This is a genomic window from Ruegeria sp. K7 (assembly GCF_056531785.1).
This window is the reverse complement of record NZ_JBQFMJ010000012.1, coordinates 104048-116127: the sequence shown is the minus strand read 5'-3', so window position 1 is coordinate 116127 and position 12080 is coordinate 104048. Positions and strand designations below refer to the sequence as shown.

Annotated in this window: 8 protein-coding genes; 4 read left to right on the top strand and 4 right to left on the bottom strand. The window is 59.7% G+C overall.

Going from position 1 to position 12080, the window contains the following annotated elements; translation table 11 throughout:
- Positions 1-43: 43 nt before the first annotated feature.
- Complete coding sequence (locus tag ACR0FE_RS17800) at positions 44-1234, bottom strand: NADH:flavin oxidoreductase/NADH oxidase family protein (protein ID WP_480914352.1); 1191 nt, start codon at positions 1232-1234, stop codon at positions 44-46.
- Positions 1235-1335: 101 nt separating this feature from the next.
- On the opposite strand from ACR0FE_RS17800, the gene ACR0FE_RS17795 reads away from it, so the two are divergent.
- Positions 1336-2241 carry a LysR family transcriptional regulator gene (locus tag ACR0FE_RS17795; RefSeq protein WP_480914350.1) on the top strand — a complete coding sequence of 302 codons (906 nt, stop codon included), beginning with the start codon at positions 1336-1338 and terminating at the stop codon, positions 2239-2241.
- Between the two features lie 240 nt (positions 2242-2481).
- On the opposite strand, the gene ACR0FE_RS17790 is transcribed toward ACR0FE_RS17795, so the two are convergent.
- Both ACR0FE_RS17790 and ACR0FE_RS17785 read right to left on the bottom strand, forming a co-directional pair.
- Positions 2482-4875 carry a 1-deoxy-D-xylulose-5-phosphate synthase N-terminal domain-containing protein gene (locus ACR0FE_RS17790; protein ID WP_480914349.1) on the bottom strand — a complete coding sequence of 798 codons (2394 nt, stop codon included), beginning with the start codon at positions 4873-4875 and terminating at the stop codon, positions 2482-2484.
- A gap of 14 nt (positions 4876-4889) precedes the next feature.
- Positions 4890-6089: a methionine gamma-lyase gene (locus ACR0FE_RS17785; RefSeq protein WP_480914348.1), complete on the bottom strand. Its 1200-nt coding sequence runs from the start codon at positions 6087-6089 to the stop codon at positions 4890-4892.
- Between the two features lie 116 nt (positions 6090-6205).
- Here ACR0FE_RS17785 and ACR0FE_RS17780 point away from each other — a divergent pair, with 116 nt between their 5' ends.
- Both ACR0FE_RS17780 and ACR0FE_RS17775 read left to right on the top strand, forming a co-directional pair.
- Entirely contained in the window at positions 6206-6661 is a 456-nt protein-coding gene (locus ACR0FE_RS17780; RefSeq protein WP_170805871.1) for an Lrp/AsnC family transcriptional regulator, read from the top strand.
- A gap of 187 nt (positions 6662-6848) precedes the next feature.
- A complete protein-coding gene (locus ACR0FE_RS17775; RefSeq protein WP_480914346.1) occupies positions 6849-8324 on the top strand; it encodes an aspartate aminotransferase family protein in 1476 nt (491 codons plus the stop codon).
- A 19-nt stretch (positions 8325-8343) separates the two neighbouring features.
- Here ACR0FE_RS17775 and ACR0FE_RS17770 read toward each other — a convergent pair whose 3' ends face one another.
- Positions 8344-9282, bottom strand: coding sequence for a GlxA family transcriptional regulator (locus ACR0FE_RS17770; RefSeq protein ID WP_480490399.1), 939 nt, complete (start codon positions 9280-9282; stop codon positions 8344-8346).
- 117 nt (positions 9283-9399) lie between these two features.
- On the opposite strand from ACR0FE_RS17770, the gene ACR0FE_RS17765 reads away from it, so the two are divergent.
- Positions 9400-11868, top strand: a complete 2469-nt coding sequence (locus ACR0FE_RS17765; RefSeq protein ID WP_480914344.1) for a CoA transferase — start codon at positions 9400-9402, stop codon at positions 11866-11868.
- Positions 11869-12080: the final 212 nt, after the last annotated feature.

Genomic DNA, 12080 nt, shown 5'->3' with positions numbered 1-12080 from the left:
CCCTCGTCGATTATGTTTGGCGTGTTCGGAGGCAGGGGCGTTTTCAAACAAACTTCTCGTTCCAAATCCCTACACGCTGATGGTCGCGGTTTTCATATTCCGCGATAGCCTGAAAAATATCCCGATCCACCGGCCCGTCCCGATCTTCTCCGTAATCCGTCATTCGCATGGTGAACCAAGCCGTCATCCCACCCGGCGGCAAAGTGGCGAAGCGAGGGAAGACCGGGTCACTTTTCCCAGCCTGCCAAGTGCTGGGCAAATCAGGGTCCAGGATGAAGCCGCGTGCTATGCCGACCGCATCCACATCCCCTGATTTGACTGCCGCGTCTGCTTCTGATCGATGCTTGAACCCTCCGGTCACCATGAGTGGGGTCTTGGTCAACCGCCGCGCGGCGCGCGCGAAGTCGAGAAAATAGGGACCTTTGGTTGCCCGTTCGGAACTAGATGGCGCGCCGGGAAAATAGGTCCCGCCGCTGATGTCCAGCAGATCGACGCCTTTCCCGTCTAACCCGGCAACCACCCTGAGCGCGTCTTGTTCCGTCAGTCCGCCGTCAAGCTGGTCAGTGGCGTTCAGTTTGACCGCGACTGTGAAATCAGACGGCACTGCGGCGCGCACAGCGTCAACGGTTTCGATCAGCAACCGCATCCGCGCGTGGATCGGGCCACCATAGGCATCCGTTCGACGGTTGAAGAGGGGGGAGAGGAACTGGCTCAACAAAAATCCGTGCGCTGCATGGATCTGGACACCGCCAAACCCCAGATCGGCAGACCGACGGGCTGTGCGGGCAAATTTTTCTGGAATGGTCCTGATCTCGGCAAGCGACATGGCTTCACTGCTGAAATCAGGGAAATCGATAGCGCTTGGGCCTTTGGGATGACCGATCGGTCGATGCGCGAGCGCCCCGGCGTGGCCAAGTTGCAGCCAAAGCTGCGCCCCGTTGACCGAGCCACGGCGGGCCAGATCCCGGAAAGCCGCCATATCGGCCGCCTCGTCGAGCACGAGATTACCCGGTTTTTCGGGGTAACGCGGATCCCCCTGCACTTCACCGATGATCGACGCCGCCAAACCACCCTCGGCCCAGCGTTCATAGAGACGCATCTGGGCGGCGGTCGGGTTGCCCCGGCCATCCGCCAGCGAATCCGACATGGCCGATTTGACGATCCGGTTCTTCAAAACACGCCCGTTCGGCAGGGTGAACGGGCTAAAAAGGGAGGTTTTCGAAGCGATGGGCAAGGTATTTCTCCTTGGTTTATTGGCCTCCACCATAGATAATTTGGAAAGTTTGCGCCGATAATCCGGTATCTTGGATCAGCTTTTAATAGTTTTTGGAATAAATGTCGCAAAAAACGGAACTGGAAATCCTTCTGGCCGTGGTTGACCACGGCAGTTTTTCGGCCGCGGCCCGCGTGTTGGGGTACACCCCGTCTGCGGTGGGCAAACGGGTGCACCTCTTGGAGCAGAGGTTGCGGGTGCCGCTTCTTGTCCGCTCGACCCGGCGCATGGCATTGACGGAGGCCGGACAACGATATGTAGAGGAAGCGAGGGATCTTCTTGCCCGCCTGACAGCCCTGGAAGAGGACATTGCCGATGATGCCGGCAACCTGCGCGGTGTGATCCGTGTGACAAGCTCGGCGGCTCTTGGCCAATTACATGTCGTCCCTCTGGTGATCGAATTCATGGAGCTTAATCCCGAGGTCGAAATCGAGCTGTTGCTGACGGACAAGATCATTGATCTGGTGGGCGACGGCTTCGATCTCGCAATCCGCAGCGGCATCTTGCCGGACTCGTCCCTCGTGTCACGGAAACTGATGGACAATCAGCGGATCCCATGTGCCGCGCCCGGTTATCTTGAGCGGAGCGGAGTTCCACTGGAACCCGAGGACCTGACTGCGCACAGATGCCTGCGCCTCGGGCCGGAAAAATATCTGTCGGATTGGGGCTTCAAACGAACGGGTGGCGGCATGTCGCGGCTCGGGTCGGGGTTTTCCTGCAATAGTCTGGAAGCGCTCCGTTCGGCGTGCTGTGCGGGACGCGGCATAGCGTGGTTGCCGGAGTTTCTGATATCCGACGACTTGCGCACAGGTCGCCTGTGTCCGGTTCTGTCGGATCACGCGGAGCCTAGCGCCGGCGGTGGGGTCTTCGTACTGCGACCGGAAATGCCCTTCCTGCCACGGCGCGTTCGGGCCCTGATTGACTTCCTCGTGGATGGTTTCGCGGACAAGGAATTCGGTCACGGATAGCAGGCTGAAAATTTGGCTGGCCTTTTCAAATTGATTTCCGAACAGCCACAGCCCGGTTGCCGTCGGATTGGAGATGGAATCCGGGATCAAGAAGAAGACCCATAGTTCCGGTCCGAATTGCAAGGATCGGCGCAAGCTGGTCGAAATCAAACCGGCAATACTTGGGTCGCAATTTCACGCCGAGGTGAGACGTCTTTGACCAAGGGGCCTCACCCTGCAAAACGCTGCGATCAGAGGGTGTCAGTCCCTAACAAGGCCGATGCTCGGTTGGTGCATTGGTTTCCCATCTGTCAATCCGCTCACCTTTTCGATGATGGCATCGGCGTCAATGCAGTGGTGACGATAGAGGTCGCCGATCGTGCCGGTCTGACCGAAGTGCTCGACACCCATTGGAATCGTCGGATGTCCATGCACTGACCCCATCCAGGACAGGGTCGCAGGATGCCCGTCGATCACCGTGATCAGTTTGCAGTGACGCGGAAGGTCAGACATCAGGGCTTCGATGTGGGACAGCGCCGCCTTGTTTCCGCGTGACCGTGCCCGTTGGGCGGCGGTCCATCCGGCATTCAACCGATCGGCGGACGTGACGGCCAGAACACCGATGTCCCGACGGCCTTCACCAATTGCTCCTGCGGCTTTGATCGCCTCTGGTGCAATTGCCCCTTGATAGGCGATTACGACCTCGCAATTGGGCCCAGGTTTGCGTAGCCAATAGGCCCCATCGATCGCACCCTGACGGAATTCGTCGTCCACGCGTTTGCCGGGCTGTTCGATCGGGTTGGTCGTCAGGCGCAGGTAGATCGACCCTCCGGTTTCATCACGCAGCCAGGTGCGCTCGTCCGGTTGTCCCTCGCCGTCGCGCTGGATGTAGTCGAAGGCCCATTCCATGATCACCGCCAACTCGTCGGCAAAGGCGGGTTCAAATGCGGCCAACCCATCCTGGCTCATCCCGATCAGGGGGGTGCCGACGGACTGGTGCGCCCCACCTTCCGGAGCCAGTGTAACCCCCGACGGCGTGCCCACCAGTATGAAGCGCGCGTCCTGGTAGCAGGCATAGTTCAATGCATCGAGTCCGCGGCAGACAAAGGGGTCATAAACCGTTCCAATCGGGATCAGCCGCTTTCCAAACAGGGAATGCGAAAGACCCGCCGCGCCCAGCAACAGCATCAGATTCATTTCAGCGATCCCGAGCTCGATATGCTGCCCTTCCGGCGTGAACTCCCATTTGGCCGTCGAGGGGATACGATGTTCGACAAAGGCGTCGGTCTGTTCGGAACGCGCGAAAAGCTTGCGACGGTTCACCCATGGCCCAAGATTGGTGGTGCCGGTTACGTCAGGCGACGTTGTCACAATGCGTTCGGCCAGTTGGCTGTCGCCCTTGGACAAGGCGTCCAGAATCTTGCCGAAAGCCATCTGGGTTGAAATCTCACGGCTGGTGTCGATCCCTATTGGCGGCACATCCAGCTTGTCATCAAGATAGCGCCGAGGACCTTTGGCAAAGAATGGCGCTTGGGACAAGAAGTCTTTCAGGGCTTCAGGATCCTCAACTGCAGCGAGCGGATTCCATTCCTCACCCTCAAGCACGCCCATATGGGCCTGCCACGCGGCAAACTGACTGTTGTTCATCAACCCGCCGTGGTTGTCCTTGTGACCGGCAATGGGCGTGCCCCAGCCCTTTACCGTATAGGCTAGAAAGCATGTCGGGCGATCATGGTCGATCGCGGCAAATGTCCGGGACATGGTCTCGACGCAGTTGCCACCGAGGTTTTCCATCAAGGCCGCCAGTTCCGCGTCCGTGCGCCGTTCGATCAGCGCCGTGACGTCTCCCTGATCGCCCAGATCGTCCATCAGGCGCTGGCGCCACACCGCACCTCCCATGAACGTCAGGGCCGAATAGTCCTGATTGGGGCAGGCGTCGATCCAGTTCCGCAACCGGTCCCCTCCGGGCTCTTCGAATGCAGCGCGTTGCAGGACGCCGTATTTCACGCGTACGACATCCCAGCCAAAAGCATCAAAGATCTTCTCGATCCGCTCGAACAGCCCTTCGCGTACGATCCCATCCAGTGACTGGCGGTTGTAGTCGATGATCCACCAAGTGTTGCGCAGGTCGTTCTTCCACCCTTCCTGCAACGCCTCGTAGATATTGCCTTCGTCCAGCTCGGCATCGCCGACCAGTGCAACCATGCGACCCAACGGGGCGTCGGCGCCCCAACTTTTGGCCTTGATGTAATCCTGAATGATCGAGGCAAACGAGGTGATTGCGACTCCCAGGCCCACTGACCCGGTCGAGAAGTCTACGTCATCGATATCCTTGGTTCGGCTGGGGTAGCTCTGAACACCGCCAAATCCGCGGAAGTTTTCCATTTTCTCGCGGGTCTGGTTGCCCATGAGGTACTGCATCGCGTGAAAGACCGGCGACGCGTGGGGTTTGACGGCGACCCTGTCCTCCGGCCGCAGGGCCGAGAAATAGAGCGCCGTCATGATCGATACCATCGAGGCGGACGAAGCCTGATGACCACCGATCTTGATCCCATCCACCTTGGGCCGGACATAATTGGCATGGTGGATCATCCAATGCGACAACCACAGCAGGCGTTGTTCAACGATTTTCAACTGGGTGGGATCAATGTGCATGGCGGTCTCCGGGTTCAAGCGGCGCTGCGGGCAGGGTAGGGCAAAGCCTGCTTCAGGTCTGCAAGGATGTCTTCGACGTCTTCAAGCCCGACTGACAGGCGGATCAGGCCATCGCTGATTCCATGCTCGGCCCGCTCTTCCGGGGTGTATGTCGAATGGGTCATCGAGGCCGGGTGCTGGATCAGGGTTTCCGCATCGCCCAGCGAGACTGCGCGCTGGATCATGGTCAGTCGGTTCATGAATTCGATCCCGCCGGACAGGCCGGATTTGATTTCAAACGCAATCATGGCTCCGGGCTGCGACATCTGGCGCTGCGCAACATCATGTTGGGCAAAACTCTTGAGACTAGGGAAAGATACGTCACCGACAGCGGGGTGGGCCTCGAGATATTCAGCGACAACTTCAGCCGATGCGCAGTGGCGGTCCATCCGCAAATTCAGGGTCTTCAGCCCTCGCAGGATCAGCATCGCGTTGAAGGGCGCCATCACCGCGCCGGTCATGTCCTTCATCCCGACCAGGCGGATCTCGGCAATCTGTTCCGCCGAGCCCACGACCAGGCCAGCAACCACGTCTCCGTGCCCGCCAAGGTATTTGGTGGCGGAATGCAGAACGATGTCGGCACCGTGTTCAATCGGTCGGGTCAGATATGGGCTGGCATAAGTGTTGTCGACCACGACCTTTGCGCCGACCGTGTGTGCGATCTTTGAATGGGCGGCAATGTCCACAAGCCGCATATTCGGGTTTGCCGGCGTTTCGAAATAGACCACACGCGTTTTGTCCGACACAGCGGCACGCAGGTTTTCAGGGTCCGTCATATCGACATGCGTGATCGTGACGCCCCATTTCGCCAACCCGTGGCGCATGAACGCAAAGGTGCAGCCATAGAGTGTCTTGTCGACGATAACTTCGTCGCCCGGCGACAGCAGGGTCCAAAGCACTGCGGTAATCGCGCCCATGCCGCTGGAAAGGGCCAGTCCGGCCTCTGCCCCTTCGAGCACCGCAATCCGGCGTTCCAGAAGATCGCATGTGGGGTTCGAAATACGGCTGTAGATATGGCCTTGGCGTTCACCTGCGAACATCTCGCCGCCGGCCTCGGCCGTTTCGAAGGAAAAGGTCGAGGTCAAATGCAGCGGCGGGGTCAGCGCGCCGTCATTTTCCAACGGGTTGTAAGCATGGTGGATGGCGCGGGTAGCAAAGCCGGTTGAGCGGGTCATGACAAACTCCTGATTCCAGTTGAAGCCAGTTTGCGCCTTTACTTTGGGTGAAGGGTTGCGAAATATACCAACATTCAGGAAAATATTGGCAGGATCTGCCAACTGCAGGGAAGAAAATGGACGCCAAGGACAGACAGATCATCCGTGCCCTCCAACGGGATGGGCGCATGACCAATCAGGATCTTGCGGATGCGGTCAGCCTCTCTCCCTCGCCCTGCCTGCGCCGGGTCAAGAACCTTGAGGCCAGTGGGATCATCAAGGGATACAGCGCCGATGTGGACGCCGCCGCATACGGGATGGCTATTACCGTCTTTGTGCGTATCCGGCTGGAGCGGCACAACGAAACGGATGTCCAGAATTTTGAAGGGCGGATTCGGATGATCGAGGAAGTTCTCGAATGCCATGTGCTGACCGGTGCCATGGACTATCAGTTGCGCGTTCTTGTTTCGGATCTCGAGGCTTACGAAGACTTTATCCGCAATCGCATACACCCGATTGGCGGTATCGCCTCCATCGATACCAGCTTTGTCTATGGAACGGTAAAGAAAACAGCCGTTTTCCCATCCACCTGATCGGCAACGCTCTGTCCGTTTCGCGCCCACGTAGATGCGCGCGCCTCACATCTGGCTGTGGCCAAGAGCTTTGTAAGCCAAGCCTGCCTGGTCCGTTCTGCAGCACCGGAAGTCCGGAGAATCCGTTACCGAAAAGTCGTCTTGCCCGATTGTTTCCTTGTCGCCAGAGTGGCTGAAAAGCAGGAGGGTGGCGTGGCTGGTCACATATGCGATGCGATCTTTGGTGCGGGCGCAGTCGATTGTTCGACATCGCGGCATCTGGCTGACGCCGCGCGGGCCGACGCTGCTGGAAAGAAACGTGCTGACAGCCGGGGCCACTCGGCCCGCGGCGGGCAAATTTGGTGAAGGGCAAGAAGGACAGATGACCAAATCCAGCGACCTGTTTCAGCAAGCCCGACAATCGATGCCCGGGGGCATCTCACACCGCTATCGCTGGCGCTTGCCGAACCCGATCTATATCACCCGTGCGCTGGGCGCGCATAAGTGGGACGCTGATGGCAATCGATATATCGATTTTAAGATGGGTGCGGCCAGCCAGATGATGGGCCATTGCCACCCCGAAATTGTCAAAGCCCTGCAGGCGCAAGCGGCGCAAGCGATCTTTGCGGCTGACTGCAACCCGAGCGAGGTCGACTGGTCACGCAAGATCTGCAATCTGATTCCGTCGGTAGAGCGGGTCCGCTTCACAGCGTCCGGAACCGAAGCTACGATGCTGGCCCTGCGCATCGCCCGCGCCTTCACCGGCCGTGACAAGGTCCTTCGCGTGGACGGGCACTACCATGGCTGGCATGATCACGTTCTGAAGGGGGCAAAACCGGGATCGGATGTGCCACCATCACTGGGCGTTCCCGCAGCCGTCGCAGCGCTGACCGACATCTGCCCGCCTGATGCGGACATGTTGAACAGGATGCTCGCCACCAAGGACTATGCTGCGGTGATTGTCGAAGCCTCGGGCGCCAATTACGGCGCAGTGCCGATGGCGCAGGCGGTTCTGGGAGCCGCCCAATCCGCCGCGCATCGAAATGGCGGCCTGCTGATCCTGGATGAGATCATCACTGGTTTCCGCTGGTCCCCAGGTGGGCGTCAGGCCCTGGCCGGTACCACGCCCGACCTGACGACCATGGCCAAGATCGTCACCGGCGGTATGCCGGGCGGTGCCGTCGGCGGCACAGCCGAGGTCATGGCGATGCTCGACCCGTCCGTCACGACCCGGGGACATACCCCGGCTGTGCTGCACCAGGGAACCTTCAACGGGGCGCCCATCGTTGCCGCAACCGGATCGGTGATGATGGACCTTTTGGCGGATGGTTCGGCCCAGGCCCATGCGGACAGGATCGCGGCGGATATTCGGAGTGGCGTGAACGCGCTGTTCTCCAAACACGGAATCGAAGGGTTGTGCTATGGCGAAAGCTCGACGTTCCACCTCTGGTTCGGGCCGCACGAAGGGTCGATGGACGGGATACCCGCCGCGACCATTCGCGGACCCGCACCCAAGCTGGTCGCGGGGCTACAGGATGCTCTGAACCGCAACGGCGTTGACCTGATGTCCGCGATGAGCGCCGTAACATCGGCTGCGCATAGTGACGATGATGTCACGGACACCCTGAATGCGTTCGACCGCGCACTGGAAGAGATCAAGCCGGTTCTCAACGAGACGCAGTAGCGTCACCGTACCGGGCAGATCACCACATTTGCTTGTGCTTGCGCGTCGATCCGATGCTGACGCCGAACTGCCGCGAAAACGCCTTGGACAAAGACTGTGCGGAGGAATAGCCACAGCGCATCGCAACCTCTTCCAGAACAAGGTTCGTGTGTGCAACCAGGTCGCGGGCGCGCGACAGGCGCATCAACTGGTAATAGCGTTGGGGCGGCATCCCAAGCTCTTTGACAAAGATGCGCGAGATGGACCGAACCGAAAGGTTGGCCCGCCGCGCGAGGTCCACGATTTGCATCGGAGCCTCGACATTTTCTGCCATTATGGAAATGCAGCGCCGCAGTTTTTCCGACCCTTTGGGTTGCATGGCGCTGTGTCCAAGCCCATCGAACCGCGCACCGTCATGCAGGAACATGCTGGCCGCATCATGCGCCAGCGCGTCACCGTATCGTTCCGAAATCAGGGCGATCATCAAATCCATGGCCGTCGACGCGCCGCCGCAGGTCCAGATCGGACCGTCGCGGACAAATCTGTCCGGCAGGGTCTCGACATTTGGAAACGCCTCCGAAAACTCAGTCAGTGTTTGCCAGTGCAGGGTTGCCCGACGCCCGTCCAGCAATCCCCAGGAAGCAAGAAACCACGCCCCGGTATCCGCCCCGATGACCGTCTCCGCCTGTCTGGTCAGCGCGACGCATTTTCTGCTGGCCGGTTTCGAGGCGTTCTGCCTAAACTCGTCTCCGCCGACCACCATCAACAGATCGCAGGCGCCCGCGTCAACCAGGGTGACGTCCGGCGAAAGACGCAGACCACTGGAGCTGCGAACTGCATCGTCGTCAGGCGTCACAATAGACCAGTGGATGTCGGCGCCGGTCTGATCCCGAACAACGCGCAGCGGCTCCAACAGGCAGGCCAGCAGCATGTTGGAAAATTTGTCAAACAGCAGGACGTTGATTTTGAGCGCCAGCATCTCGTCCGATTTGGGATGTTTTTTGGCAAATTAGGACAACGCCCGCAGAAAATTCAAGACTACGCTTTACCCAATTTGCAGTCGAACCAACCACACCGGCAAAAGGGCCTGACCACCATGCGCAACCGACCGCTTTCGAACATTCGGGTTCTTGATTTCGGCCAATATCTGGCCGGGCCGCTGGTCGGGATGATGTTGGCCGATATGGGGGCGGATGTGATCCGCATCAATCCTCCGGGCGGACCGCGCCTGAAGTCACCCGCATCGGATATGCTGTCACGTGGAAAATCCAACCTGGAATTGGACCTTAAATCGCCAGGCGGTCTTCAGACAGCCCTGCAACTTGTTCAGCGCGCCGATGTTGTCATCGACAATTTCCGGCCGGGTGTGATGAAACGTCTTGGTCTGGGACCGGACGCCTTGCGGCAGGCAAATCCCGCCATTGTTTCACTATCGATGCCCGGCTTTGCCTCGACCGATCCGGAACTGGCCGATATTGCAGCGTGGGAGGCAGTGATCGCTGCGCGCACAGGGCAGTTCACGGATATGGGCCTGAACCGCCGGCTTATGGGGATCAACCCATCCTTCACTCCGCTGGGGCTGGCTTCGGCCTACGGGGCAACGTTTGGCGCCATGTCGGTGCTGTTTGCACTTCGCGCGCGGGGCAGAAATGGCGGGGATCATATTGAGGTTCCGCTGGCCTCGGCCCTCCTGGAGGGGCTGGTCTACAATTGTCAGCAAATCGAGGACTATCCGGACCGCTACAAATCCCCGCGAGAAGTTGAACTGGAACGGCGCGCGGCAGAAGGTCTGCCGCTGAATCTGGAGTTTTCGGAATTGTCTGAATTCCTCGACCCGTTCTACCGGACCTACCCCTGCGCAGATGGCCGGGGTTTTTATGTTGTGGCATGCAGCATCAAGGGTCATCCTGAACGCGCGCTTCGAACGCTTGGGCTTGGCGATATGGTTGAAAGCCTGCCAGATTTTGACGCCTATCTGGATCAGAAAGACTGGCCCGCGGAATGGTCTATACGCAACTATCCGGTCGGCGTTTCGGACCGCGCCCGCGTATCCACCGCGATGAAAGAGGCCTTTCTGACCCGCCCGGCCCACGAGTGGGAGGCGCTGTTCGGGGCATCGAAAGCACCGGCAACGGCCCAGCGATCCTCACAGGAATGGCTGAATGATCCGCACGCGCTGGCTTCGGGTCTTGTGTTGGAGGTCGAACATCCCGTGCACGGCAGGATGCGCCAGATGGGCAATGTCGCGTGGCTGGCAGAAGATGCCGAGGCTCCGGTCAAGCATGCGGCCAAGCCCGCCGATCTTGCCGCGCTTCTGGCCGAAGCGCCCCGGGTCTCGGCGGTCTTTGATACCGCCGGACAGGGTTGGCTGGACGGGCTGAAGGTTCTGGACCTGACGAATGTCATCGCCGGCCCCACCATCAGCTCGACCCTTGCACGGTTCGGAGCCGAAGTCACTTTGGTACAACCGGTCGACCCTTCGGTAGACCCTTGGAATGCCGTTGTCTTTGGCATGCACGCGCATCGCGGCAAGAAGAGCATCCTTTTGAACCTGCGCAGCAACGAAGGGCAAGAGGCACTGGCGCGCCTGATCGCTGAATCCGACGTCATCACCATGAACGGCACCGATGCGCAGCGCGATGCGCTGGGGTTGTCGCCGGACCGGTTAAAAAGCATCAATCCGAAGCTGATCCTGGTTCAGCTAGACGCATTTGGCGGGCCGAAGATCGGGCCGAAGTCCAACCACCTTGGCTATGACGATCTGGCCCAGGCGGCCACCGGTGTCATGGTGCGTTTTGGCGGCGGCATGGAAACGCCGGAAGAGCACGCGCATTTTGGCACGATCGACGTTTTGACCGGGTACTGTGCCTGCGTGGCGCTTGGTGGGGCGCTGATGCGGCTGGACCAGACAGGAGAGGGCGGTATTGCGCGCGCCTCGCTGGCGGCTGCGGGCAACCTGATTCAGGCCCAGTTCATGTATGATTATGACGGGCGGGCGTCGTTTGACGAACCTTCGGGGCGTCAGGCGCTGGGCTGGGGGCCGTTCTATCATTGCTATAAAGCGGCGGACGGCTGGATATTCTTCGCCGCCCCAACCGAGCGAGAGAAGGCTTTGGCGAATATCCCCGAACTTGCCGAACTTGCCAATCTATCGGAGTTTGAAGTGCAGGCCGACCTGGCATCGCGCTTCCGCGAACGTCCCGTGGCCTTTTGGAAAGCAGCATTCGCCGCTTCGTCCAGCGCCGTTGTTCCATTAGGGTCGCTGCACGAAACCCGCGATGCCGCCCTGCAACCGGAAAGCGGTGGAGCGGTTGATCTGTCACAGGCGACATTCCGCGCGATCCGCCATGACCGGCATCCGATGGGCCGCTGGACTGATCTGGTGGCGCCAAATGCCGTGCGCCCGAAAAAGGGCCGTATCACAGTGCCTTCGCACATGCCAAAATATGGGGCCCACACGCGCGAAATCCTGGCGCGGATCGGGTTGGCCGAAGATGCAATTGATCACATGATCAAGACCGGGGCAGCGGCAATGCAGCGGTCCGACAAATACCTTCCCGAATAAGGGCAGTGGGTCCCGAGTGCTCGGGCTGATCTCGGGCAAGCGGAGTGGGCTGTTAGACCCATCGGTTGGACATCGGTCCGATGCGCGCTCGACGCAGCGCTTTCGGACTAGCAATCTGTCGACCATGGAAAGTGTCACACGATCCTCGCGCGAAACCGTAAGGCCCATGAGTGTCCAGTTCCACGACTGTTATCGTTGACTCGCGGACCGCC